Origin of the sequence: Variovorax sp. EBFNA2 (assembly GCF_033802765.1) — a bacterium.
Classification (GTDB): domain Bacteria; phylum Pseudomonadota; class Gammaproteobacteria; order Burkholderiales; family Burkholderiaceae_C; genus Variovorax; species Variovorax paradoxus_H.
Genome location: NZ_CP138496.1, coordinates 5357362 through 5380853, shown reverse-complemented (window position 1 = coordinate 5380853; position 23492 = coordinate 5357362). Strand labels below are relative to the sequence as shown.

Annotated in this window: 22 protein-coding genes and 3 tRNA genes; 14 read left to right on the top strand and 11 right to left on the bottom strand. The window is 67.3% G+C overall.

Annotation, left to right across the window (positions count from 1 at the left end; genetic code table 11):
- Positions 1-3: 3 nt before the first annotated feature.
- A complete protein-coding gene (gene mutY, locus RZE79_RS25295) occupies positions 4-1038 on the top strand; it encodes an A/G-specific adenine glycosylase (protein WP_319361290.1) in 1035 nt (344 codons plus the stop codon).
- A 19-nt stretch (positions 1039-1057) separates the two neighbouring features.
- Here the strand turns inward: mutY and rapZ are convergent, their stop codons facing one another.
- From rapZ to RZE79_RS25280, 3 genes are read right to left on the bottom strand one after another with little or no spacing between them, the layout of a single operon-like run.
- Entirely contained in the window at positions 1058-1930 is an 873-nt protein-coding gene (rapZ, locus tag RZE79_RS25290; protein ID WP_319361288.1) for an RNase adapter RapZ, read from the bottom strand.
- Between the two features lie 2 nt (positions 1931-1932).
- Entirely contained in the window at positions 1933-3615 is a 1683-nt protein-coding gene (recN, locus tag RZE79_RS25285; protein ID WP_319357323.1) for a DNA repair protein RecN, read from the bottom strand.
- 37 nt (positions 3616-3652) lie between these two features.
- On the bottom strand, positions 3653-4558 hold the full coding sequence (locus tag RZE79_RS25280; protein ID WP_056573377.1) for an NAD kinase: 906 nt from the start codon (positions 4556-4558) through the stop codon (positions 3653-3655).
- 31 nt (positions 4559-4589) lie between these two features.
- Between RZE79_RS25280 and hrcA the strand changes: the two genes are divergently transcribed.
- On the top strand, positions 4590-5597 hold the full coding sequence (gene hrcA, locus RZE79_RS25275) for a heat-inducible transcriptional repressor HrcA (RefSeq protein WP_319357322.1): 1008 nt from the start codon (positions 4590-4592) through the stop codon (positions 5595-5597).
- 35 nt (positions 5598-5632) lie between these two features.
- Positions 5633-5709: transfer RNA gene (locus RZE79_RS25270), tRNA-Ile, on the top strand.
- A 196-nt stretch (positions 5710-5905) separates the two neighbouring features.
- Here RZE79_RS25270 and RZE79_RS25265 read toward each other — a convergent pair.
- Both RZE79_RS25265 and RZE79_RS25260 read right to left on the bottom strand, forming a co-directional pair.
- A complete protein-coding gene (locus tag RZE79_RS25265) occupies positions 5906-6727 on the bottom strand; it encodes an NHL repeat-containing protein (RefSeq protein WP_319357321.1) in 822 nt (273 codons plus the stop codon).
- Positions 6724-7128: a carboxymuconolactone decarboxylase family protein gene (locus RZE79_RS25260; protein ID WP_319357320.1), complete on the bottom strand. Its 405-nt coding sequence runs from the start codon at positions 7126-7128 to the stop codon at positions 6724-6726. The genes RZE79_RS25265 and RZE79_RS25260 overlap by 4 nt, the downstream gene beginning before the upstream one ends.
- A gap of 62 nt (positions 7129-7190) precedes the next feature.
- Here RZE79_RS25260 and RZE79_RS25255 point away from each other — a divergent pair, with 62 nt between their 5' ends.
- The 5 genes from RZE79_RS25255 to RZE79_RS25235 all read left to right on the top strand — a co-directional run bounded on the left by RZE79_RS25255 (position 7191) and on the right by RZE79_RS25235 (position 13669).
- Entirely contained in the window at positions 7191-8117 is a 927-nt protein-coding gene (locus RZE79_RS25255; RefSeq protein WP_319357319.1) for a LysR family transcriptional regulator, read from the top strand.
- A gap of 109 nt (positions 8118-8226) precedes the next feature.
- Entirely contained in the window at positions 8227-9057 is an 831-nt protein-coding gene (locus tag RZE79_RS25250) for a hypothetical protein (protein WP_319357318.1), read from the top strand.
- A gap of 195 nt (positions 9058-9252) precedes the next feature.
- Positions 9253-10362 (top strand): efflux RND transporter periplasmic adaptor subunit, encoded by a 1110-nt coding sequence (locus RZE79_RS25245; RefSeq protein WP_319357317.1) that lies wholly within the window; start codon positions 9253-9255, stop codon positions 10360-10362.
- Between the two features lie 19 nt (positions 10363-10381).
- On the top strand, positions 10382-13510 hold the full coding sequence (locus RZE79_RS25240; protein WP_319357316.1) for an efflux RND transporter permease subunit: 3129 nt from the start codon (positions 10382-10384) through the stop codon (positions 13508-13510).
- Positions 13511-13592: 82 nt separating this feature from the next.
- Positions 13593-13669: transfer RNA gene (locus RZE79_RS25235), tRNA-Arg, on the top strand.
- 189 nt (positions 13670-13858) lie between these two features.
- Here the strand turns inward: RZE79_RS25235 and RZE79_RS25230 are convergent.
- On the bottom strand, positions 13859-14284 hold the full coding sequence (locus tag RZE79_RS25230; RefSeq protein ID WP_062476298.1) for an HU family DNA-binding protein: 426 nt from the start codon (positions 14282-14284) through the stop codon (positions 13859-13861).
- A gap of 215 nt (positions 14285-14499) precedes the next feature.
- On the opposite strand from RZE79_RS25230, the gene RZE79_RS25225 reads away from it, so the two are divergent.
- A tRNA-Arg gene (locus RZE79_RS25225) sits at positions 14500-14576 on the top strand.
- Between the two features lie 69 nt (positions 14577-14645).
- On the opposite strand, the gene RZE79_RS25220 is transcribed toward RZE79_RS25225, so the two are convergent.
- On the bottom strand, positions 14646-15125 hold the full coding sequence (locus RZE79_RS25220) for a thermonuclease family protein (protein ID WP_319357315.1): 480 nt from the start codon (positions 15123-15125) through the stop codon (positions 14646-14648).
- 179 nt (positions 15126-15304) lie between these two features.
- On the opposite strand from RZE79_RS25220, the gene greB reads away from it, so the two are divergent.
- A complete protein-coding gene (gene greB, locus RZE79_RS25215; protein ID WP_319357314.1) occupies positions 15305-15886 on the top strand; it encodes a transcription elongation factor GreB in 582 nt (193 codons plus the stop codon).
- A gap of 9 nt (positions 15887-15895) precedes the next feature.
- Here greB and RZE79_RS25210 read toward each other — a convergent pair whose 3' ends face one another.
- The 4 genes from RZE79_RS25210 to RZE79_RS25195 form a co-directional block, all read right to left on the bottom strand.
- Positions 15896-18139, bottom strand: coding sequence for a bifunctional (p)ppGpp synthetase/guanosine-3',5'-bis(diphosphate) 3'-pyrophosphohydrolase (locus RZE79_RS25210; protein WP_319357313.1), 2244 nt, complete (start codon positions 18137-18139; stop codon positions 15896-15898).
- A gap of 93 nt (positions 18140-18232) precedes the next feature.
- On the bottom strand, positions 18233-18436 hold the full coding sequence (gene rpoZ / locus RZE79_RS25205; RefSeq protein ID WP_013543330.1) for a DNA-directed RNA polymerase subunit omega: 204 nt from the start codon (positions 18434-18436) through the stop codon (positions 18233-18235).
- Positions 18437-18467: 31 nt separating this feature from the next.
- The gene (gene gmk, locus RZE79_RS25200; protein WP_056573336.1) at positions 18468-19088 is read right to left on the bottom strand and encodes a guanylate kinase; all 621 of its coding nucleotides are present in this window, start codon (positions 19086-19088) and stop codon (positions 18468-18470) included.
- Positions 19089-19105: 17 nt separating this feature from the next.
- The gene (locus tag RZE79_RS25195; protein WP_319357312.1) at positions 19106-20029 is read right to left on the bottom strand and encodes a YicC/YloC family endoribonuclease; all 924 of its coding nucleotides are present in this window, start codon (positions 20027-20029) and stop codon (positions 19106-19108) included.
- A 91-nt stretch (positions 20030-20120) separates the two neighbouring features.
- Between RZE79_RS25195 and RZE79_RS25190 the strand changes: the two genes are divergently transcribed.
- The 4 genes from RZE79_RS25190 (at position 20121) to RZE79_RS25175 (ending at position 23492) form a co-directional block, all read left to right on the top strand.
- Positions 20121-21128: a serine/threonine-protein kinase gene (locus RZE79_RS25190; RefSeq protein WP_101488825.1), complete on the top strand. Its 1008-nt coding sequence runs from the start codon at positions 20121-20123 to the stop codon at positions 21126-21128.
- A gap of 5 nt (positions 21129-21133) precedes the next feature.
- On the top strand, positions 21134-22042 hold the full coding sequence (locus RZE79_RS25185) for a PP2C family serine/threonine-protein phosphatase (RefSeq protein ID WP_099792600.1): 909 nt from the start codon (positions 21134-21136) through the stop codon (positions 22040-22042).
- A 45-nt stretch (positions 22043-22087) separates the two neighbouring features.
- Complete coding sequence (gene rph / locus RZE79_RS25180; RefSeq protein WP_192193526.1) at positions 22088-22819, top strand: ribonuclease PH; 732 nt, start codon at positions 22088-22090, stop codon at positions 22817-22819.
- Between the two features lie 73 nt (positions 22820-22892).
- Positions 22893-23492, top strand: coding sequence for a non-canonical purine NTP pyrophosphatase (locus RZE79_RS25175; RefSeq protein ID WP_153282271.1), 600 nt, complete (start codon positions 22893-22895; stop codon positions 23490-23492).

Below are 23492 nucleotides of genomic sequence, written 5' to 3'. Positions count from 1 at the left end.
TCACTGCCCCCTGATTTCGCCGCACAGATCGTGCGCTGGCAGCGCAGCCACGGACGCAGCGAACTGCCGTGGCAGAACACGCGCGACCCGTACCGCGTCTGGCTCTCGGAAGTGATGCTCCAGCAGACCCAGGTCACGACCGTGCTGGGCTACTTCGCGCGCTTTCTCGAACGCTTCCCGGATGTGGCGGCGCTGGCCGCCGGCACCGAGGACGAGGTGTTCGGCCTGTGGAGCGGGCTGGGCTACTACAGCCGCGCGCGCAACATGCACCGCTGCGCGCAAGAGGTGGTCGCGCGCTTCGGCGGCGCCTTCCCGCACACCGCCGCCGAACTGGTGACCTTGCCCGGCATCGGGCGCTCCACGGCTGCGGCGATTGCGGCTTTCTGTTTCGGCGAGCGCGTGGCCATCCTTGACGGCAACGTGAAGCGCGTGTTGACGCGCGTGCTCGGCTTCGACGGCGACATGTCGTCGTCGGCGCAGGAGCGTGCGCTGTGGGACCTCGCCACGCAGCTGCTGCCGCCAGAAGGTCAGCGCGAGGCGGTGGCGCACTACACGCAGGGCCTGATGGACCTGGGCGCCACGGTCTGCCTGCCGCGCAAGCCCAGCTGCATGATCTGCCCGGTGAACGCCATCTGCGTGGGCCTGCGCCAGGGCACGCCCGAGCGCTATCCGGTGAAGACGCGCAAGCTCAAGCGCAGCGCTCAGTCGCTGTGGGTGCTGCTGGCGCGCGATGCCCAAGGGCGCGTGTGGCTGGAGAAGCGGCCGGCCAAGGGCATCTGGGCGGGGCTGCATTGCCTGCCGGTGTTCGACAGCCACGAGGCGCTGCTCGCGGCCCTGCCGTCGGGCGCCGCGCATGACATGCAAGAGCTGCCGCCCTTCGTGCACGTGCTGACCCACAAGGATCTGCACCTGCATCCCGTGCTGCTGCAGGGCGTCCAGCCGCAAGGCGAGGGCGCGCGCTGGGTCGAGGCGCAGGAGTGGAGCCGGCTGGGGCTGCCCGCCCCGATGCGCAAGCTGCTGGAAGCCGCCGAGGCCTGAACAGCCCTCGCCGCCGCCGTCAGGCGTCGAGTTCGCGGTGGCGCTTGAGCGCGCCCCAGCGGGCACCGAAGGCGCGTGCCAGTTGCTCGACCAGGAACACCGACCGGTGCTGCCCGCCGGTGCAGCCGATGGCCACCGTCACGTAGCTGCGGTGGTCGCGTGCCAGCGCGTCGAGCCAGTGCGTCAGGAACTGCTCGATGTCGTCGAACATGCGCGCCACGTCGTCGTGCTCGCGCAGCCATTCGATCACCGGTTCATCGCGGCCCGTCAGCGCGCGCAGCGCAGGCACGTAGTGCGGGTTGGGCAGCATGCGCACGTCGAACACGTAGTCCGCATCGAGCGGCACGCCGCGCTTGAAGGCGAACGACTCGAACACCAGCGTCAGCGCGTTCTGCGGCGCGGAGATCAGCCCCTTGATGTAACTCTGCAGCTGCGCGGGGCGGATGAGGCTGGTGTCGATCACGTCAGCGCCGTCGCGCAGGTCGGCCAGCAACTCTCGTTCGAGTTCGATGGCCTGCACCAGCACGCGGTGCTGCTCGGGCACGTCGGTGCGGCTTTCCTGGCGCGAGAGCGGGTGGCGACGGCGCGTTTCTGAATAGCGGCGCAGCAGTGCGTCGGTGGTCGCGTCGATGAACAGCGAGCGCAGCGAGACGCCGTCGGCGCGCAGCGCTTCGAGCTGCTGCGGAACGATCGGCAGCGACACGCCGCTGCGCACGTCCATCGCGATCGCCACGCGCGTGGCCTGCTGTTCGTGCTGCAGCGCGATGAAGGCCGTGAGCAGTTCGGGCGGCAGGTTGTCGACGCAGTAGTAGCCGGCGTCTTCCAGCGCGTGCAGCGCCACCGACTTGCCGGAGCCCGACATGCCGGTGATGAGGACGAGGTCGAGGCTCATGCTCATGGAGCGGTCGCCGGTGTCTTGTGGCCGAGCATTTCGCGTGCGTGGGCCAGCGAGGTGGCCGAGACCTTTTCGCCGCCGAGCATGCGGGCGATTTCGCGGGCCCGGTCGTCGGCCGCGAGGCGCGACACGCCGCTTTCGGTGCGCGGGCCTTCCGTGCCGGTGGTTGTCGTCTGGCGCTTGGCGACCACGAGGTGGTGGTCGGCGCAGGCTGCCACTTGCGGAAGATGGGTCACGGCGAGCACCTGGCGGTCGCGGCCGAGCTGTTTCATGAGGCGGCCCACGGTTTCGGCGACAGCGCCGCCGACGCCGGCATCGACCTCGTCGAAGATCAGCGTCTGCGCGGCGCCCAGTTCGCTGGTCGTCACGGCAATGGCCAGTGCGATGCGCGAGAGCTCGCCGCCCGAGGCCACCTTGCCGATGGCGCGCGGCGTGGTGCCGGCGTGGCCGGCCACCAGGAACGAGATTTCTTCGAGGCCGGCGCGGCCGGGTTGGGCCAGCGGTTGCAGCTCGACGTCGAAGCGCCCGCCCTGCATGCCCAGGCCCTGCATCGCCTGCGTGACGGCTTGGGCGAGACGCGGCGCGGCCTGCTTGCGGATCTTGCCGAGGGCCTTGGCTTCCTTCATGTAGGCCTGCTGCGTGTTCTGCTCGGCGCGTTCCAGGCCTTCGAGGTCGCTTTGTGCGTCGAGTGCCTGCAGCTCCGCCTGCCAGCCCGCCAGCAGCGCGGGCAGTTCGGCCGGCGTGCGCTTGTAGCGGCGCGCGAGCGACATCCACCGCCCCATGCGTTCGTCGAGTTCGGCGAGGGTTTTCGGATCGGTGTCGGCGTCGCGCAGGTAGCCGTGCAGCGAGTGGGCCGCGTCCGAGGCCTGCGCCACGCAGGAGGCCAGCACCTCGCCCAGCGTGCGGAATTCGGGCTCGATGTGTTCGCAGTTCTGCAGCAGCGTCGCGGCACGCGTGAGGGCGGCGAGGGCGCCGTTGTCGTCGTCTTCGAGCGCCTGGCTTGCGCCCTGGGCCGCGTCGATGAGGGCTTGCGCGTTCGAGATGCGCGAATGGTGTGCCGAAAGCTCTTCCCACTCGTCGGCGCCCGGTGCGAGCTTCGCGACTTCGGAGATCTGCCATTGCAGCCGCTCGCGCTCGCGCTGCAGCGAGTCTTGCGCCGAGCGTGCGTGCTCGAGTGCCGAAAGCGCCTGCCGCCAGCTGTGCCAGGCGGCGTCGAGCGCGTCGGTGCGCGCGCCAGCGTAGGCGTCGAGCAGCCCGCGCACGGCCTCGGGGCGGGTCAGGCTCTGCCAGGCGTGCTGGCCGTGAATGTCGAGCAGGCGGTCGCCCAGTTCGCGCAGTTGCGTGGCGGTGGCGGGGCTGCCGTTGATCCAGCCGCGGCTGCGTCCCTGCAGGTCGACCGTGCGGCGCAGCAGCAGGCCGTCGCCGACCTCGAAGCCGCCTTCGTCGAGCCAGCCGGCCAGGGCCGGGTCGGCGTCGAACTCGGCGCTCACGTCGAGCCGCTCGGCGCCTTCGCGCACGGCGCCGGCGTCGGCGCGGTTGCCCAGCGCCAGTTGCAGCGCGTCGATCAGGATGGACTTGCCGGCGCCGGTTTCCCCGGTCAGCACCGTGAAGCCGGCCGACAGATCGAGTTCAAGGGACCGCACGATCACGAAGTCGCGCAGTGCGATGCGTCGCAAAGCCATCTCAGTTCGTCCTCAAGCGGGGGGCATGGTCCTTCATTCAGGAGCCCCCTTCGTTCCAATGGAGTTTTTTCCGCAGCGTGTCGAAGTAGCTCCAGCCGCGCGGGTGCAGAAAGCGCACCCGGAAGTCGGAGCGGCGCACCACCACGCGGTCGCCGATGGCGAGCGAGGCGAGCGACTGCATGTCGAAATTGGCGCTGGCGTCGCGCCCGCTCACCAGCTCGATCACGATCTCGTCGGCATCGGGCAGCAGCACGGGGCGGTTCGACAGCGTGTGCGGCGCGATCGGCACCATCACCCAACCCGGCACTGCCGGGTGCAGCAATGGCCCGCCGGCCGACAGCGCATAGGCCGTCGAGCCCGTGGGCGACGCGATGATCAGTCCGTCGGCGCGCTGGTTGGCCACGAAATGGCGGCCCACCGACACGCGCATCTCGACCATGCCCGAGGTGGCGCCGCGGTTGACCACCACGTCGTTCATCGCGAGCGCGTCGAACACCACGGCCTCGTCGCGGATCACCTGCGCGTGCATCAGGCTGCGGTGGTCTTCTTCGTATTCACCGGCCAGCATCGGGATCAGCGTGGCCTGGTAGTTGTCCAGCGGAATGTCGGTGATGAAGCCGAGCCGGCCGCGGTTGATGCCGATCAGTGGAATGCCGTAGCACGCGAGCTGCCGGCCGATGCCGAGCATGGTGCCGTCACCGCCGACCACGAGGCCGAGATCGCAGCGCTGGCCGATTTCTTCGACCGACAGCGCCTGGTAGCGCGGGTGCGGCGGCGCGTCGGTGTCCTCGCAGGACGAACGCTCCACGAACACCGTGCAACCCTGCGATTCGAGGAAGGCACCAATGCCTTCCATCACGCCGTCGCGCGCATCGGCTTGCGCCCGGGCGCCGGAAGCCTGGTATTTGCCGATCAGGGCGACGTGACGAAAGCGAGAGGTCATAGCTCACAAATTACAACACTAAAATCTTGCAATGCTGGACGACCGTGCCAAGTTGCTGTTGAAGACGCTGGTCGAGCGTTACATCGCCGATGGGCAACCCGTCGGATCACGCACGCTCTCGCGTTCGGCGGGGCTGGATCTCTCGCCCGCGACCATCCGCAACGTCATGTCCGACCTCGAGGCGCTGGGGCTCATTGCAAGTCCCCACACCTCGGCCGGACGCGTGCCGACGACGCGCGGGTACCGGCTCTTCGTCGACACCATGCTGACCGCACAACGCGAGCAGATGAGCGCACCGACCCTGGCGGCGGACCAGCCGCAGAAGGTGATCGCCAACGCCGCCCACCTGCTGTCGAACCTGTCGCAGTTCGTCGGTGTGGTGATGGCACCGCGGCGCGCCTCGGTGTTCAAGCAGATCGAATTCTTGCGCCTCTCGGAGCGGCGGCTGCTGGTGATCATCGTGTCGCCCGACGGCGACGTGCAGAACCGCGTGATCTTTCCGGAGTCCGATTACTCGCAGTCGCAGCTGGTCGAGGCCTCGAACTACATCAATGCGCACTTCGCGGGCCTGACGATCGAGCAGGTGCGCGACCGGCTGCAGTCCGAGGTCGAGAAGCTGCGCGGTGAAATCGCCGCGCTGATGCAGGCCGCGGTGCAGGTCAGCTCCGAAGTGCTCACCGATGCCCAGGCCGACGACGTCGTGATTTCCGGCGAGCGCAACCTGCTGTCGGTGACCGATTTCTCCAGCGACATGGGGCAACTGCGGCGCGCCTTCGACCTTTTCGAGGAGAAGGCGCAGCTGATGCGGCTGCTCGACGTGTCGAGCAAGGCCGAGGGCGTGCGCATCTTCATCGGCGGCGAAAGCCAGGTCGTGCCCTTCGAGGAGCTGTCGATCGTCAGCGCCAACTACGAGGTCGACGGGCAGGTGGTGGGCACGCTGGGTGTGATCGGCCCGACCCGCATGCCCTACGACCGCATGATCCAGATCGTCGACATCACGTCGCGGCTGGTGAGCAACGCGCTGAGCTATCGCAAGTAGCCGGCCGCGCGCGGCGCATAGAATCGTGCCCGCGTGGGCCGTTAGCTCAGTTGGTTAGAGCAGCGGACTCATAATCCGTTGGTCGAGTGTTCAAGCCACTCACGGCCTACCACCAGAAAAATGCCGTCACGGTGAAAGAGCTTGCTATCTATTGGATAGCAAGCTCTTTTTGCTTCTGGTGGCGCTCGACCCGGTCGGCCGGGTCGCCCTGCACGTCGATGCAGATGCCACGGCCCATCCCGTGCTGTCCTGGCGAGACCGGTGGTTTGCCTCGGCATCAAGGCTCTCCACTGCGTTGAAGCGCTGGGTCATGGCCGACGAATCCGGAAGGTGGCGTTGGCCCCCCAGGTTGCCACCGTCAGGCTGCCATCCGGCGCGCGTGCCAGACCCACGGGGCTGCTCAGGCCGTCGGCGATGACCTGGCGCACGCCGTTGCGGTCGATGCGGCTGACCGTGGTGCCGCCGTAGTCGACCACATAGGCGGCGTCCGCGCCTGCCGCAACGATGCCGGGGCCCGGGCTGCGCAAGTCGGTGTTGATCGCCTTGGCCTTCGTTCCGCCCGACACCAGGGAAATTCCGCCGGCGATATTGCTGACCAGCAGATCGCCATTGGGAAGTTCGACGGCGCCGACCGGTGTCTGCAAACCTTCCGCCGCGACGTCGATCGCTCCGTCCGGGCGCACGGCAAGGATCTGGTGGGTCCTGCGATTCGCGATCAGCAAGCGGCCGCGTGCATCGAAGGACAACCCCGCAGGGGTCGCCAGCCCGCGCACGAAGACGGCCTTGTCGCCGCGCGGTGTGAAGCGCCACACCAGGTCTTCGTTGTAGGAGGCGACATAGACGTCGCCCTTGGACGAGATGGCCAGCCCCGAGGGGCCGCTGAGCCCGCTGGCGAAGACCGTCCGCTCGCCGGAAGGGGCGAACCGCACCACGTTGCCGGCGGACCAGTTCGCGACGTAGAGGTTGCCGCTCGCGTCGTAGGCCATGCCGACCGGCGAGCCGAGGCCTTCGTGGGTGGCCGTGCGGTCCAGCGTCCAGGTGCCGGTCGGTCGGGGTTGGGCCAGGGCGGACTGGCCCGGCAAGATCGCCATGAGAAGAACCAGCCATGCAGCGCGGAGAAACGGCTTCATGCCGGCACCTCCTGGGAGAAGACGTCCTTGGCCGCAAACAGGCCGTTGAGCGCCGCAGGAAAACCGGCATAGACGGCCATCTGCATGATGACTTCGACGATCTCTTGCCGCGTGCAGCCCACGTTGCGGGCACCGTGGATGTGCACCTTGAGTTGCGGCAAGGCGTTGCCCATGGCCGTGAGCGCCGCCACCACGGACAGCTCGCGCACCTTGAGGTCGAGCCCCGGCCTCGAATAGATGTCGCCGAACGGAAATTCGATGAGCAGGCGGGCGAAGTCGGGGGCGATGTCCTTGAGGCTGTCGATGACGTTCTCGCCCGCCTGGCCATCGACTTCCTTGAGCTTGGCCCAACCGCGCGCATACCGTTCATCGGCCATCGGATTGCTTTCGTGTGTGTTCATGGATGCAATTTACGAAGGCGGCGCACCCGCATCCAATACCTTTTGTGTGATACCTTTTTGGTATGAATGGAGCGATCGACCTGCGGCAGTTCCGGTACTTCCTCGCGGTCAGCGAGGCGCTGCATGTTGGGCGCGCGGCTGCCCGCCTGCACATTTCCCAGCCCCCGCTGAGCCGGCAGATTCGTCAGCTGGAAGAACAGCTCGGCGTGGCGCTGTTCGTGCGCACCAAGGTCGGCATGACGCTGACGCGGGCAGGGGCGGCCCTGGTGCCGGAAGCCCGATTGACGCTGGCGCAGGCGGACAAGGCGGTGGCGGCCGCGAGGGCCGCCAGCGGTGCCAAGGGTGGCCAGTTCGTCGTGGGCTACACGACGGTCTTCGACCGCAGTGCCATTCCCGACGTGTTCGAGCCCTTGCAGAAGCGCTTTCCGGACTGGCGCATCGTCAGCAAGGGCAAGCATTCCATCCACCTCGTGCGCGACATCAAGAGCGGGGCCATGGACGTGGCCTTCATCGGCTTGCACACGGAGGCACGCGGGCTCGAGGTGCGAACACTGCGCGAGGAGCCCGTCATCGCGGCGCTGCCGGCGAACCATCCGCTGGCGCGCAAACGCCGGCTCGGCTTCGACGACCTGCGCGGCGAATCGATCTTCCGGTTCGAGCGCCGGCTGAATCCCGGCTTCTACGACCATTGCCAGGCCTTCTTCGAGCGGATCGGTTTCCAGCCGCGCACGGTGGCCGAGCCCGACGACCACCACATCCTGCTGGGGCTCATCGCGGAGGGACGGGGCATCGCGTTCATCTCCGCGTCGCTGCAGAACGTCAAGCGCAAAGGCGTGGTCTTCCGGCCGCTCAAGGAAGAAGCACGCGGCCTGACCAGCGGCATCGCGGTCGCTTATGCCAAAGACAATCCGTCGCCGCTGCTGGCCCGGTTTCTCGAATTCGTCGGCCTCGAGACACAACGCAAGGTGAAGCCCAGGTCCGCGCGGTGAGGCCAGGGCGTCGGCAAGTGCCCGACTAAGATGCCCCGGCCGCAACATCCCACATCGAAGGGGGCGCATGTCACATCCCGTTTACCTGTCCAGTTCTTCCTTGCCCAGGATGCCGGAAGGCAGCCGCGACGAATGGCGTGGTTTCTTCGGCGATGGCGCCGAGTTGGAAGCCAACGCGTTCTTTCCGCTGTTCTGGCGGGCGCTCTTCAGCGCAGGCGACATCCGGCATGCACGCTTCATCGACGCGTACGACATCAGCGACGAAGCCTCGGCGGTCGACCGCGAGGAATGCCTGGCGGACTTCGGCGCCGAGGCGACGTTTCCCTACCTTGTCGTCGACAAGGCCACGGCGGTTGCCCGGCTGACGCAGCGGCGCGAAGCCGTCATCGGTGCCGTCGGCGAACGCTATCGTCCAATCTACGAATCCTTTGAAGCGCTGATTGCGCAGCACTTCGCAGACCACATCCTGCTGCGCACCGACGGCCTGCCGGACGCCGCCGATGCCGAGCCATGGCTGCGCGCTGACCTCGACGGCGTCGACCACCTGCACGACAGCCAGGCGCTCGCAAGCCTCATGGCGGATCTGGCGAGGTACGACACCGATCCGATCTGGACCTTGGCCGGCCTTTCCTCATCGAGCGACGGCGCCTGGCCCCCGGCCCAATTGCGAGAGCGCTTCCCCGACCCGCGGCAGAGGAAGACCCGCCAACCTCTGCCCAGGCAGCAGGCCGAAACATCCGATCGCGCGTTCGCCAACCCCAAGCCGCAGGTGGCGAGGAACTGGCTCGACCCCGCCCTGGAATGGCTGGGCGCCTTCGTGGCCGCGGGCGCGGCGTTGGGCGCTTATTACTTCACCAGCTCTGCCTGGCTGGCCGTGCTGGCGTTCTTGTGCGTGGCCGTGGCACTGGGTTTCAGCATCGCGAAGTTGCGCGGTCGTTGATCCTGGCGCGGGGCTCGCGTCCGGAGCCGCTTTCACCTACAGCGAACACAGGATTCCTTCAGGTTGCACCGCAGCATCGAAGGCAGAATGCATCATTTTGGTGCAGATGTAACCAGCCGGGCGATCTCCCGTGCGCGTCGTACCGCACCGTGATTGCCGATGGCCATGACCCCGCTATTCAAGCTTCTGCTTCCGATGTCCCTGCTCGCGCTCGCTGCATGCGGCGCCAAGCAGGCCTCCACCACCGATGATCCGCCGCCCGAAGTCGGCGTGGTCGCGCTGCACGCCGGCGACGTGGCCGTGCACACCGAGCTCTCGGGCCGCACGGCCGCCTACCGCGTCTCCGAGGTGCGGCCGCAGGTCAACGGCATCGTGCGCAAGCGGCTGTTCGAAGAAGGCGGCATGGTTCGCGCAGGCCAGGTGCTGTACGAGATCGAGCCCGGTCCGTTCGAGGCCGCGCACGAGCAGGCGCAGGCTGCGCTGGCCACCTCGCAAGCCACCATCGCGAGCCTGCGTGGCAAGGCCGAGCGCTTCGGCGAACTGGTCAAGGCGAACGCCGTCAGCAGGCAGGAACACGAAGAGGCGCAGGCCGCGCTGGTGCAGGCACAGGCCGGCGTGAAGGCCGCGCAGGCGGCTGTGAAGGCGGCGCGCATCAACCTCGAATTCACGCGCATCACCGCGCCCATCGCGGGACGCATCGGCCGCTCGGGCGTGACCGAAGGCGCGCTCGTGGCGCCCGGCCAGGCGATGGCGCTGGCCACGATCCAGCGGCTCGACCCGATCTACGTCGACGTCGTGCAGTCGAGCCTGGAGTTGACGAAGCTCAAGCGGCGCTTCATCTCGGGCGACATGGCGCCGGCCAGCACCAAGGTCGGCCTGCGCATGGAAGACGGCCTGCCCTATCCGCATGCCGGCACGCTGAAGTTCTCCGAAGTGGGCGTCGATGCAGCCACCGGCTCGGTCACGCTGCGCGCGGAATTCCCGAACCCGCACGGGCTGCTGCTGCCCGGCATGTACGTGCGTGCGCAGGTCGAGTCCGGCGTGGAGCGCCAGGCCATCCTGGCGCCGCAGCGCGGCGTGGCGCGCAACGAAAAGGGCGAACCCACCGCGCTGGTGGTGGGCGCCGACAACAAGGTCGAACTGCGCGCGCTCGAAGTGCGCAGCGCCGAGGGCGAGCACTGGGTCGTGACCCAGGGCTTGCGCGACGGCGACCGCCTCGTGGTCGACGGCTTGCAGCGCGCGCGCCCCGGCGAAAAAGTGAAGCCGGTGCCGGTGTCCACGGCGGGCGCATCGCCCGCCGACTAAGAAACGACAAGAACCTCCCGTGATCGCCAATTTCTTCATCCAGCGGCCCGTCTTCGCCTGGGTCATTGCCATCCTCATCATGCTGGCCGGCGGCGTGGCCATTCGCACGCTGCCGGTGTCGCAGTACCCGGACATCGCGCCGCCCACCGTGGTCGTGTCCGCCAATTACCCCGGCGCCTCGGCGCAGGCGGTGGAAAACAGCGTGACGCAGGTGCTCGAGCAGCAGCTCAAGGGCATCGACGGCCTGATGTATTTCAAGTCGACGAGCAGCTCGGCCGGCTGGGCCGAGATCAACGTCACCTTCCGCCAGGGCATCGACCCCGACACCGCGCAGGTGCAGGTGCAGAACAAGGTCAGCCAGGCTACCAGCCGCCTGCCGCAGGCGGTGCAGCAGCAGGGCGTGACGGTCGCCAAGTCGCAGAACAACTTCCTGCTGATCGTGGCGCTCTACGACGAGACCGGCCAGCGCACCGACACCGACATCGCCGACTGGATGGCCAGCAACCTGCGCGACCCGATCAGCCGTGTCGACGGCGTGGGCTCGGTGCAGGCCTTCGGGGCGGCGTACGCCATGCGCATCTGGCTCGATCCGCACCGGCTCGCCAGCTATCAATTGATGCCGTCCGACGTCACGGCCGCGATTGCCGCGCAGAACACGCAGGTGTCGGTGGGCGAGATCGGCGCGCGGCCGTCGGCGCCGACGCAGCACCTGAACGCCACCGTCACCGCGCTCTCGCGGCTGCAGACGCCCGACCAGTTCAAGGGCATCGTGCTCAAGACGCAGGCCGATGGTGCGGTGGTGCGGCTGGGCGACGTGGCGCGCGTGGAAATCGGCAGCGAGTCGTACGCCGAGACCACGCGTCTGAACGGCCACCCGGCCGCGGGCTCGGCCGTGATGCTGGCGCCCGGTGCCAACGCGCTGACCACGGCCCGTGCGGTGAAGGCGCGCATCGCCGAACTGGAGCGCTCGCTGCCCGCGGGCCTGCGCGTGGCTTACGCGGAAGACACGACGCGCTTCGTCAGGATCTCGATCCAGTCGGTCATCCGGACACTGCTGGAGGCCATCGCGCTGGTGGTGGTCGTGATGTTCCTCTTCCTGCAGAACTGGCGCGCCACGGTGATCCCGGCCATCACCGTGCCGGTGGTGCTGCTGGGCACCTTCGGCGTGCTCGCGGCCTTCGGCTATTCGATCAACGTGCTCACGCTGTTCGGCATGGTGCTGGCCATCGGCCTGCTGGTGGATGACGCCATCGTGGTGGTGGAGAACGTCGAGCGCGTCATGCATGAAGAGGGGCTCGATGCGAAGGCGGCCACGATCCAGTCGATGAAGGAAATCACCGGCGCGCTGGTCGGCATCGCGGTGGTGGTGTCGGCGGTTTTCCTGCCGATGGCCTTCTTCGGCGGCTCGGTTGGCGTGATCTACCGACAGTTCTCGGTGACCATCATCGCGTCGATGGTGCTGTCGGTGGTGGTGGCCATCGTGCTCATTCCGGCGCTGTGCGCGCGCTTCCTGAAGCCCGGCGTGCCGCCGCGCACGCGTGGCTTCCTGGGCGCGTTCAATCGCCGCTTCGATGCTGCGCAAGGCGGCTACGTCAGCGTGCTGGGCCGCATCCTGCGCAAGCCGCTGCGCTTCACGGCCGTGTACGTCGCCATCGTGGCCGGCATGGGCCTGCTGTACCTGAGCCTGCCCGGTGGCTTCCTGCCCGAAGAGGACCAGGGCAGCGTGATGGTGATCGCGACGCTGCCGGCTGGTGCCACGGCGGGTCGCACCGACGAAGTGAACCGCGCCATCGAAAAGCACTTTCTCGAAACCGAGAAGGACACGACCGACACCATCTTCACGCTCACCGGCTGGAGCTACAGCGGCTCGGGGCAGAACATGGGCATGGCGTTTGTCTCGTTGAAGGACTGGTCCGAGCGCGCCAGTGCGGACAAGCGCGCGCAGGCCATCGTCGAGCGTGCGGGCAAGGCGCTGGCCAGGCAGCAGCGCGACGCCGAAGTCTTCGGCATGGTGCCGCCGCCCATCGAAGGGCTGGGCGAATCGAACGGCTTCGAGTTCTGGCTGCAGGACATCTCGGGCATGGGTGCCGAGCGGCTCTTGCAGGCGCGCGAGACGCTGGTGCGCGAGGCCAACAAGGACAAGCGCCTGCAGTCGGTGCGCGCGAACAGCGTGGCCGGCACGCCGCAGCTGCAGGTCGACATCGACCAGCTGAAGGCCTCGGCCCTGCGGCTGTCGCTGGACGACGTGAACATCACGCTGGGCATCGCCTGGGGCGGCAGCTACGTCAACGACTTCATCGACCGCGGCCGCGTGAAGCGCGTGTACGTGCAGGCCGATGCGCCGTACCGTTCGGCGCCGGACGACATCAGCCAGTGGTTCGTGCGCGGCAGCACGGGTGCGATGACGCCGTTCTCGGCGTTTGCGACCACGCGCTGGTCGCAGGGCGCGTCGCAACTGGAGCGCTACAACGGCGTGCCCGCGGTGCAGATCCAGGGCGCGGCCGCGCAGGGCATCAGCTCGGGCACGGCCATGGCGGCCATCGAGAGCCTCGCGAAGCAGCAGAGCGGCACGGGACAGGCCTGGAGCGGCCTCTCGTACCAGGAACGGCTGTCGGGCGGGCAGGCGCCGCTGCTGTTCGCGCTGTCGATCCTCGTGGTGTTCCTGTGTCTGGCGGCGCTGTACGAGAGCTGGTCGGTGCCGGTCTCGGTGATGCTGGTGATTCCGCTGGGCGTGCTCGGCGCGGTGATCGCGGCGGCGCTGCGCGGGCTGTCGAACGACATCTACTTCCAGGTCGGCCTGCTCGCGACCATCGGCCTGTCGGCCAAGAACGCGATCCTGATCATCGAGTTTGCGGAGGCTGCGCTGCGGCGTGGCGTGCCGCTGCTCGAAGCGGTGGCCGAAGGCGCGCGCCTGCGGTTGCGGCCGATCCTGATGACATCGCTGGCGTTCCTGGCGGGCGTGATCCCGCTGGCGCTTGCCACCGGCGCGGGCTCGGGCAGCCAGACCGCGATCGGCACCGGTGTGTTCGGCGGCGTGCTTGCAGCAACGGCGCTGGGCATCTTCTTCGTGCCGCTGTTCTACCTGCTGGTGAAGCGCCTGGCCGGGAGGCTGATGGGGCGCAAGGCGGGCGCTGAGCAAGTGGCCTGAGGCCATCGCTGCGAAAGGCCATGAAGCTTTTTTGACGGCCTCGCCGGAACAGCGCTTTCGGCAGGGTAGAATTCAAGGCTGCGCGGCTGTAGCTCAGTTGGATAGAGTACTTGGCTACGAACCAAGGGGTCGTGGGTTCAATTCCTGCCAGCCGCACCATCTCTCGAATAGCCTGGAAGGGTTTCTCTTCCAGGCTATTTTCGTTTGAGGCCCTCGCAGAGAGGGTTTCGCTGCCCGCATTCGCTGCGCGGCACGTGCCCACAAAAAAACCGCCCGAAGGCGGCTTCTTGACGTCGATACAGACACCTGCCAGGCCAAGCCTGCGCAGCCGTCGTCGCACCGCAAGTCTTACTTCTTCTTGGCGACAGCCTTCTTGGCGGGAGCCTTGGCGACGACTGCCTTGGTGACAGCTGCCTTCGTAACAGCAGCCTTCTTGGGAGCGGCGGCCTTCTTGGCAGCGGGTGCAGCAGCGGCCTTTTCAGCCTTGCGCTTGGCAGCCTTGGGATCGATGGCGGCCTTGAAGGCAGCGCCGGCGACGAACTTCGGCACCTTGGTGGCGGCGATCTTGATCTTGGTGCCGGCTTGGGGGTTGAAGCCCGAGCGTGCAGCGCGTGCGACTTGCTTGAAAGTACCGAAGCCGACCAGCTGGACCGAGTCGCCCTTCTTCACGGCAGCGACGACGCTGCTGGTGATCGTTTCGAGCACGCGTGCGGCCTCGGCCTTGCTCAGGTTGTGGGTGGTGGCGATCTTCTCGACCAGTTCGATGCGGTTCATTCAGTATTCCTTGGATGGTATGGCGCCGTGTTGCCTACGGCGGCCCAGGCTATTCCGGGCGGGGCGGAGTGTACCGGGTCGGATGGGCCTCTTTGGCGCAGCGTGGACGAGATGCGTCACAACAGGCTTCATTGAAGGTTGCTTTCGTTGGCATTTTCAGCTTTCGATCACAAAGGTTTGGAGGCGAGAAAAAACACGCTATAATCGAAAGCTGTGCGGCTGTAGCTCAGTTGGATAGAGTACTTGGCTACGAACCAAGGGGTCGTGGGTTCAATTCCTGCCAGCCGCACCACTCTTCAAGGGTTAGCTCGTTTTTCGAGCTAACCCTTTTTCTTTGGCCGGTCATTGCGCCGTGCCCGCATCAGGGACGCGCCGGTCGCGCGTCCTTCCAGAGGCCGGCCCGCTTGGCCTTCGCTTCTTCCTCCGCGAATTCGTACTGCCCGCGCTCCTGGGGCGACAGGCGCTGCGCCTGCGCGGGCTGCCAGCGCGCCAATCCGACAGTCAGCAATGCCAGGCCTGCGTCGAGCGTCCTCGGGCCGCTGGGCGCCGAGTCCGGCGTCACCATCACGCGGCAGATGCGTTCGCGAGCGTGGGATGTGGGATCGTCGCAGTCGACGTCCGCCGGCTTCAGGCGGACCATGTCGTGCATCTTCTGTCGGGCCTTGTCTGCAAAGGGTTGCCCGGGCTTCGGTGCCTCGATGCCCTGCAGGCGCACGCGGCGCCAAGCGTTGGCACTGGCCACGTCGCCGCAGCGGGCGGTCACGGTGTCGCCGCTGTGGATGCTGACGACGAAGCAGGTCTGCGTTCTGGCGTAGGTGCCGAAGGGGAGGGCGAACAGCACGCCGGCAAGGGCCGCGAGAACGCCAAAATGAAGCCTCGCCGAGGTGCTGCAGCGGCGTGAGAAGTGTCTGTTGGCGATCACGGGGGCTTCTGTCTCCTGGGCATTGCGGTTGCGGCAAACTCACCGGCTTGTAGGGCGCGGCAAGGGCGCCCAGTATTTCCGATTTGAAGGGCTCTGCATTGAACAAGGCATTCACCAAGGAGTCGGACGCCGATGCGGACGACGACGATGACGGCGCAGGCGGCGCGATGCCCCCGCTGCCGGCAGGCAGCAAGAACTACATCACGCCCGAAGGCTACGCGCGCCTGCGAAACGAACTGCTGCAGCTGATGGACGAGGAGCGCCCCAAGGTCGTCGAGGCCGTGCACTGGGCTGCGAAGAACGGCGACCGCTCCGAGAACGGCGACTACCTCTACGGCAAGAAGCGCCTGCGCGAGATCGACCGGCGCATCCGCTTCCTCGGCAAGCGGCTCGAGATCGCCGAGATCACCGACCCGTCGGTGCACCACGGGCGCGACCAGGTCTTCTTCGGTGCCACGGTCCGCTATGCCGACGAGACCGGCGACGAGCGCAGCGTCACGATCCTCGGCATCGACGAGGCCGAGAGTGCCAAGTCGGAGGTCAGCTGGATTTCCCCGATCGCACGAGCGTTGCTGAAAGCGCGTGAAGGCGACGTGGTGAAGCTCATCACGCCCGGCGGGGCGCACGAAGTGGAGATCCTGTCGGTGAGCTACCCGGCGCCGCGCACGCCAGCGAACTGACGAAGAAGGTCAGGGCGCAGGAATCGTCCGCGCCGCGGTCAGCACCGACGCGGTCCGGCGCGCGGCACGCAGCACGGCATCGAGGTGCGAACGGTCGCGCACCGCGATCACGAAGCGAAGGTCGGTCGAGTCCTGCGGGGTCTCGTCGGCCATTTCCACGTGGGTGATGTCGGCTTCGGCGTCGGCCAGGGTGGCCGCCACGCGGGCCAGCACGCCCTTGTCGTTGCGGACGGTGATGACCACGCCGGTCTCGAAGGCACGTGTGGGCTCGTCGGCCCATTCGACCGCGAAGAAGCGTTCGCTGTCCTTGTTGCGCAAGCGCTGGCCGACGCCGCAGTCGTCGGTGTGCACCACCAGCCCTTCGCCGTGCCCGAGGTAGCCGACGATCTGGTCGCCGGGAATGGGGCGGCAGCACTGTGCGAAGCGCACCGAAGAGTTCTCGCTGCCGTCGAGCGTCACCGCGCCTTGCGACACGGCCTCGTGCGAGGTGAAGCGCTCGCGGCTCAGGAGAAGGGCGTCGGGGCGTTCGCCGATCTCGGCCATCAGTGCCATGAGCCGCTTGGCGACGATGCTCGCGATGCGCTTGCCCAGGCCGATGTCGGTCAGCAGTTCGGCGCGGGTGCGGTTGCCGGTGAAGCGCAGCAGCTTCTCCCACAGCGCCTGGTGTTCTCCGTCTTCCTCGGGCAGCTTGCCGAGGCCTTCGGCGCGCAGCGCCTGCGCCAGGAGCTTTTCGCCCAGGCCTTCGGACTCGGCATGCGCCAGGGTCTTCAGGTAGTGGCGGATCTTGGAGCGCGCCCGGCCAGTGCGCACGAAGCCCAGCCATGCGGGGTTGGGCGTCGACACCGGTGCCGTGATCACTTCGACCACGTCGCCGTTCTTCAGCTCGGTGCGCAGCGGGACCTGGTCGCCGTTGATGCGCGCGGCCGAGGTGTGGTCGCCGATGTTGCTGTGGATGGCGTACGCGAAGTCGACCACCGTCGCGCCGCGCGGCAGCGCCATGATCTGGCTCTTGGGCGTGAAGACGTAGACGGCGTCGGGGAACAGGTCGACCTTGACGTGGTCCCAGAACTCGGCGGCGTCGCGTGTCTCGTCCTGGATGTCGAGCAGCGACTGCAGCCACTTGGTGCCCAGCCGGTCGTTGCTCGCGGCATTGGGCTCTGCGGCCTTGTAGAGCCAGTGCGCGGCCACGCCCGATTCGGCCACGACGTGCATGGCCTCGGTGCGCAGCTGGAACTCCACGCTCACGCCGGCCGGCCCCACCAGCGTGGTGTGCAGCGACTGGTAGCCGTTGAGCTTGGCGATCGCGATGTGGTCCTTGAACTTGCCGGGCAGCGGCTTGTACATCTGGTGCAGGATGCCCAGGCCCGTGTAGCAGGCGATCACGTTCGGCACGATGAGCCGGAAGCCGTAGATGTCGGTGACCTGCGCAAAGCTCAGGTGCTTTTCTTCCATCTTGCGGTAGATGGAATAGAGCGTTTTCTCGCGCCCCGCGATGCGCAGCGTCATGCTGGCGGCGGAGAAGGCCGTCTCGACCTCTTTCTGCACCTTCTGGATCAGGTCGCGTCGTCGTCCACGGGCCTTGGCGACGGCCTTGGCCAGCGTGGCGTAGCGCCAGGGCTTGAGGTGACGGAACGACAGGTCCTGCAGCTCGCGGTAGGTCTGGTTCAGGCCCAGCCGGTGCGCGATGGGGGCGTAGATCTCGAGCGTTTCGCGCGAAATGCGGGCCCACTTTTCGCGCGGCGCATCGGCCAGCGTGCGCATGTTGTGCGTGCGATCGGCCAGCTTGACCAGGATGACGCGCACATCGCGCGCCATGGCCAGCAGCATCTTGCGGAAGGACTCGGCCTGGTTTTCTTCGCGCGTGTTGAACTGCAGCTTGTCGAGCTTGGTGAGCCCGTCGACCAGCTCGGCAACCGGGGCGCCGAAGCGCTCGATGAGTTCCGGCTTGGTGACGCCGCAGTCTTCGATCGCGTCGTGCAGCAGCGCGGCCATGAGCGCCTGGGCGTCGAGCTTCCACTCGGCGCATTGCGCCGCCACGGCGATGGGATGGGTGATGTACGGCTCGCCGCTGTTGCGCAGCTGCCCGAGGTGGGCCTCGTCGGCGAAGCGGTAGGCCCGGCGCACCAGCTCGGTGTCTTCGGGGCTCAGGTAGTCGAGGCGGGCCGTCAATGCGGCAAAACTCGCGGCGGCCGCGTTCAACGCCGCCGGACTCGGTTTCGGCGTGGGGGACGGGGGTTTGGCGACCGCGCTCATGGCTATCACTTTAGCGTGACCGCTCTATGGACGCGTCCAGACGTAAAAAAAGCACCGCAATGCGGTGCCTTTTCGTTGCAGGGCTGCGTCAGATCAGCCCGGCACTTTCTTGAGCATCTCGATGCCGATCTTGCCTTCGGCGATTTCGCGCAGGGCCGTGACGGCGGGCTTGTTCTTGCTCTCGATCTTGGGCGCGTGGCCTTGGCTCAGCATGCGCGCGCGGTAGGTCGCGGCGAGAACGAGCTGGAAGCGGTTCGGAATCTGAACGAGACAATCTTCGACGGTGATGCGGGCCATGATGAATTCTTTCGGTCGGTGAGCGGGGATTTCAAGGGATGTTCAGTGCGGCGAACGTATCGGCACGTGCTCTGCGCTGTGCGGAATACCGGAGCCGCTGCGCGTGGACGATCGCCTTGAGATCGAAAAGTGCGCGCTCAAATAACTCGTTGATTATAACGAAATCGAATTTTCCGGCCTGGGCCATCTCTTCGGCCGCGTTCTTCAGGCGCAGTTCGATGACCGCCGCGCTGTCTTCGCCGCGCCGCTCGAGGCGAGAACGCAGCTCTTCCCAGCTGGGTGGGAGGATGAAGATCATGACCGCGTTGGCAAAGGTCTTGCGGATCTGCAGCGCGCCCTGGAAGTCGATTTCGAGGATCACGTCGGTGCCCAGGGCCACCCGCTCCTCGACCGCCTTCTTCGACGTGCCGTAGCGGTGGCCGTGCACGTGGGCCCATTCCACGAAGCCGTCGGCCGCAATCAGGGCGTCGAACTCGGTCGGGGAGGCGAAAAAGTACTCCCGGCCGTGCTTTTCCTGCCCGCGCGGCGGGCGCGTGGTGTGGGAGACCGAGGGTTGAACGGCCGAGTCGAGCTCCATGAGCGCCTTGACCAGGCTCGATTTGCCGGCGCCGCTGGGCGCGGCGACCACGAAGATATTGCCGGGGTAGTCCATGGGGGGGCTCGTCGTCGTCATTCGATGTTCTGCACCTGCTCGCGCATCTGCTCGATGAGGACCTTCATGTCCACGCCGATGCGCGTGAGTTCCAGGGCGGCCGATTTGGAGCCCAGGGTGTTGGCTTCGCGGTGCAGTTCCTGGATCAGGAAATCCAGCCGCTTGCCGATGTCGCCGCCCTTCTTGAGCAGCCGCTCGATCTCGTCGAGGTGTGAATTCAGCCGCGTGAGCTCTTCCGCCACGTCGATGCGGATCGCGAAGGCCGTGGCTTCGGTCAGGGCGCGGTCCTGGGCGGCTTCGGGCAGCGTGCCGCCCGTGCCGGTGGTCAGGCCCATGGCCTCCTGCCAGCGCTCCAGGAAGCGGTTGCGCTGCTGTTCGACCAGCTGCGGCACCAGCGGGCCGGCCTGCTGCACCAGGGTGCGCAGCTGGGCCAGGTGGTCTTCGAGCATCTTGGCCAGCCGGGCGCCTTCGCGCTGGCGGGCTGACATCAGCGCCTCGAGCGCCTTGCCTGCCACGTCTAGCAGGTCGGGGCCCCAGTCGCCGCGCGTGGCACCGTCGCCGCCGGCCAGCCGCAGCACGTCGGCCACGCTGAGCTCGCGGGCGCCGGGCAGCCAGGCACGGATGCCGTCCTGCACGCCGTTCAGCCGCTGAAGCAGCTTGACGGAGGGCTCGACCACGCCCGCCTGGGACGTGTTCTCGATGGCCGCGCGCACCTCGACCTTGCCGCGCTTGAGCTTCGCCGTGAGCAGCTCTCGCAGCGCGGTCTCATGCTGGCGCAGCTCCTCGGGGAGCTTGAAGGTGAGGTCGAGAAAGCGGCTGTTGACCGAGCGGATTTCGACCCCGAGTCGGCCCGCGGCGGGGGGCCGTGCATCGGCTTCGGAGTGGCTGCCTGCGGGGCCGTTCTGGCCGCTGGCATAGCCGGTCATGCTGTAAACTGGCATTGCGCCTCACTGTGGTTTTGCTTGCTAGCACCGAGGCGTCGGTACAGCGTTCGCTTGCCGCACCATCGCCTTCGGGCGAAACTCCCGGATTATGTCAAAGGTCAAGCCTACGCCCCTGTTGCCCGATACGGTCATTGGCGGATATCGCGTTGTTCGCCGGCTTTCCGCGGGTGGTTTCGGCGTGGTCTACCTCGCGATCGACCCGAACGGCCAGCAGGTGGCCGTCAAGGAATACCTGCCTTCGTCGCTCGCCACGCGGGGCCCCGGCGAGCTCGCGCCGCAGGTGCCGCCCGAGAAGCTGTCGCTGTATCGCCTGGGGCTCAAGAGCTTCTTCGAAGAAGGCCGCTCGCTCGCGCAAATCTCGCATGCGTCGGTGGTCAGCGTGCTCAATTTCTTTCGCGAGAACGAAACCGTCTACATGGTCATGAACTACCTGGAGGGCGCGACCCTGCAGGATTTCGTGGTCACGGCGCGCGACCTGAAGCGGCAAAAGGTGTTCCGCGAGTCGACCATCCGTTCGCTGTTCGACGAAATCCTGCGCGGCCTGCGCATCGTCCACCAGTACAAGATGCTGCACCTGGACATCAAGCCCGCCAACATCTTCGTCACCGACGACGACCGCGCCGTGCTGATCGACTTCGGCGCCGCGCGCGAAGTGCTCAGCAAAGAGGGCATCTTCATCCGCCCCATGTACACGCCGGGCTTTGCCGCCCCTGAGATGTACCGGCGCGATTCGTCGATGGGCCCCTGGACCGACATCTACGCCATCGGCGCCTGCATCTACGCCTGCATGCAGGGTTACCCGCCCAACGATGCGCCGCGGCGCATCGAAAAAGACCGCCTGAGCCTGTCGCTCTCGCGGCTGCGCGGCGTGTACTCCGACAACCTCATCGAGGTGGTCGAGTGGTGCATGTCGCTCGACCCGCTCTCGCGCCCGCAGTCGGTCTTTGCGCTGCAAAAAGAACTTAGCCGCGAAGGCGAGCGCCGCTACACCAAGCTCACGGTCGGCGAAAAGGTGCGCCTGTCGCTCGACAACATCCGCTCCTTCGACAAGAAGAGCCTGCCGCGCGCCGCCGCGCCCACCACCCGTCCGGCCTGATCGACATGAAGTTCTCCGTGTTCCAGGTCAGCCGCAAGGGCGGCCGCGTCAAGAACGAAGACCGCATGGGCTACTGCTACACGCGGGAGTCGGGTCTGTTCGTGCTCGCCGACGGCATGGGCGGCCACCCTGAGGGCGAAGTGGCGGCCCAGCTGGCGCTGCAGACCATCGCCGCGCTGTACCAGCGCGAGGCCCGCCCCACCGTCAAGGACGTAAAGGCCTTCCTGGCCGAATCGGCCATGTCGGCGCACCAGCAGATCATGCGGTACGCGAGCCACAAGGCGATGCTCGACACGCCCCGCACCACCGTCGTCGCGGCCGTGCTGCAAAACGCCACCGCCACCTGGCTGCACTGCGGCGACTCGCGCCTGTACGTCGTGCGCGACGGCCGCCTGCTGACCCGCACGCGCGACCACTCGCACGCCGAGCGCCCCAAGCCCCACGGCGCCACCGACGCGCCGGTCAACCGCAACCTGCTGCTGACCTGCCTCGGCTCGCCCACCACGCCGCTGTTCGACGTGTCGGCGCCGCTGCCGCTGCAGCGCGGCGACCGCCTCATGCTGTGCTCCGACGGCGTCTGGGGCGTGCTCGACGACGCCGTCATCGTGCACACCCTGTCGTCGGGCAAGCCCGTGTCCGACGCCGCGCCCGACCTCGCCGAAATGGCGCTGCGCAAGGGCGGCGCCCACAGCGACAACGTGACGCTCATCGCGCTCGAGTGGGAAATGCCCGAGACGCCCGGCGACGACCGCGGTGTGTCCACCGAAACCATCGACGACGGCGTGTTCGCCTCGACCATCCAGGCCGGCATGCCGTCCGACAGCGAGATCGACGACCTCGACGAAGACGCCATCGAGCGCTCCATCGCCGAGATCAACGAAGCCATCCGCCGCTCCGCTGCGCGCAAGACCTGATCGCGCAGTTTTCCCTTTTCTTCTTTCGGTTTTCTCTTTCAAAAAATGACTGCTTTCACACGAAGCGGCGGCCGCGCCGCCGACCAGCTGCGCCCCGTGCGCATCACCCGCGGCTTCACCATCCACGCCGAAGGCTCCGTGCTCATCGAGTTCGGCCAGACCCGCGTGCTGTGCACCGCCTCGGTCGAGGAAAAAGTACCGCCGCACAAGAAGGGCAGCGGCGAAGGCTGGGTGACCGCCGAATACGGCATGCTGCCGCGCGCCACCCACACCCGCAGCAGCCGCGAAGCCGCCAAGGGCAAGCAAACCGGCCGCACGCAGGAAATCCAGCGCCTCATCGGCCGCTCGATGCGCGCCGTGTTCGATCTCGCCGTGCTCGGCGAACGCACCATCCACCTCGACTGCGACGTGCTGCAGGCCGACGGCGGCACGCGCACCGCGGCCATCACCGGCGCCTTCGTGGCCGCACAGGACGCCGTCGACAAGCTGCTGGCCTCCGGCGCGATCAAGACCTCGCCCATCAAGGGCCACGTGGCCGCCATCTCGGTGGGCATCGTCGGCGGCACGCCGCTGCTCGACCTCGAATACACCGAAGACTCGGCCTGCGACACCGACATGAACGTCGTCATGACCGGCGCCGGCCACTTCGTCGAAGTGCAGGGCACGGCCGAAGGCGTGGCCTTCACGCGCGAAGAAATGAACCTCCTGCTCGGCCTGGCCGAGAAGGGCATCGGCGAACTCGTGAGCCTGCAGCAGCAAGCCCTGCTTTCGAACTGACCGACCGACGACCACAACCACCAGCTACTGGCGCCCGCCCTCCATCGGGCGCCACAGCCATCTTTGACTTTCCATGAAACTGGTTCTGGCTTCCAACAACGCGGGCAAGCTCGCCGAACTCCAGCAGCTGTTTGCCGAGCTGTCCGTCACCCTGGTGCCGCAGTCGGCGCTGGGTGTGGGCGAGGCTGAAGAACCCTTCCGCACCTTCGTCGAGAACGCGCTCACCAAGGCGCGCCACGCCAGCGCTGCCACCGGCCTGCCGGCCATTGCCGACGACGCCGGCCTGTGCGTCGACGCCTTCGGCGGCCTGCCGGGTGTCGACACCGCCTACTACGCCACGCAGTTCGGCTACGCCAAGGGCGACGCCAACAACGTGAAGGCGCTGCTCGAACAGCTCGACGGCGTGGTCAACCGCCGCGCCGCGCTCGTGAGCACGCTGGTCGCGCTGCGCCGCCACGACGACCCCGAGCCGCTCATTGCCGTCGGCCGCGTGGTCGGCGAGATCGCGCCCGCGCCCATCGGCGACAACGGCTTCGGCTTCGACCCCGTCATGTACCTGCCGACCTTCGGCAAGACCTTCGCCCAGCTGCCGCCCGACGTGAAGAACGCCCACAGCCATCGCGGCCGCGCCGCGCAAGCCATGCTCGCCCTGATGCGCGAGCGCTGGTTCTGA

Bases quoted from the DNA above. Each gene is read 5' to 3' on its own strand.
- recN (WP_319357323.1), bottom strand. From the start codon at position 3,615: ATGGCTTTGCGACGCATCGCACTGCGCGACTTCGTGATCGTGCGGTCC.
- RZE79_RS25175 (WP_153282271.1), top strand. From the start codon at position 22,893: ATGAAACTGGTTCTGGCTTCCAACAACGCGGGCAAGCTCGCCGAACTC.
- RZE79_RS25230 (WP_062476298.1), bottom strand. From the start codon at position 14,284: ATGAACCGCATCGAACTGGTCGAGAAGATCGCCACCACCCACAACCTG.
- rpoZ (WP_013543330.1), bottom strand. From the start codon at position 18,436: ATGGCCCGCATCACCGTCGAAGATTGTCTCGTTCAGATTCCGAACCGC.
- gmk (WP_056573336.1), bottom strand. From the start codon at position 19,088: ATGGACTACCCCGGCAATATCTTCGTGGTCGCCGCGCCCAGCGGCGCC.
- RZE79_RS25255 (WP_319357319.1), top strand. From the start codon at position 7,191: ATGAATGGAGCGATCGACCTGCGGCAGTTCCGGTACTTCCTCGCGGTC.
- RZE79_RS25265 (WP_319357321.1), bottom strand. From the start codon at position 6,727: ATGAAGCCGTTTCTCCGCGCTGCATGGCTGGTTCTTCTCATGGCGATC.
- RZE79_RS25190 (WP_101488825.1), top strand. From the start codon at position 20,121: ATGTCAAAGGTCAAGCCTACGCCCCTGTTGCCCGATACGGTCATTGGC.
- RZE79_RS25250 (WP_319357318.1), top strand. From the start codon at position 8,227: ATGCCGGAAGGCAGCCGCGACGAATGGCGTGGTTTCTTCGGCGATGGC.
- RZE79_RS25195 (WP_319357312.1), bottom strand. From the start codon at position 20,029: ATGCCAGTTTACAGCATGACCGGCTATGCCAGCGGCCAGAACGGCCCC.
- rapZ (WP_319361288.1), bottom strand. From the start codon at position 1,930: ATGAGCCTCGACCTCGTCCTCATCACCGGCATGTCGGGCTCCGGCAAG.
- rph (WP_192193526.1), top strand. From the start codon at position 22,088: ATGACTGCTTTCACACGAAGCGGCGGCCGCGCCGCCGACCAGCTGCGC.
- RZE79_RS25280 (WP_056573377.1), bottom strand. From the start codon at position 4,558: ATGACCTCTCGCTTTCGTCACGTCGCCCTGATCGGCAAATACCAGGCT.
- RZE79_RS25260 (WP_319357320.1), bottom strand. From the start codon at position 7,128: ATGAACACACACGAAAGCAATCCGATGGCCGATGAACGGTATGCGCGC.
- hrcA (WP_319357322.1), top strand. From the start codon at position 4,590: ATGCTGGACGACCGTGCCAAGTTGCTGTTGAAGACGCTGGTCGAGCGT.
- RZE79_RS25210 (WP_319357313.1), bottom strand. From the start codon at position 18,139: ATGAGCGCGGTCGCCAAACCCCCGTCCCCCACGCCGAAACCGAGTCCG.
- RZE79_RS25185 (WP_099792600.1), top strand. From the start codon at position 21,134: ATGAAGTTCTCCGTGTTCCAGGTCAGCCGCAAGGGCGGCCGCGTCAAG.
- RZE79_RS25245 (WP_319357317.1), top strand. From the start codon at position 9,253: ATGTCCCTGCTCGCGCTCGCTGCATGCGGCGCCAAGCAGGCCTCCACC.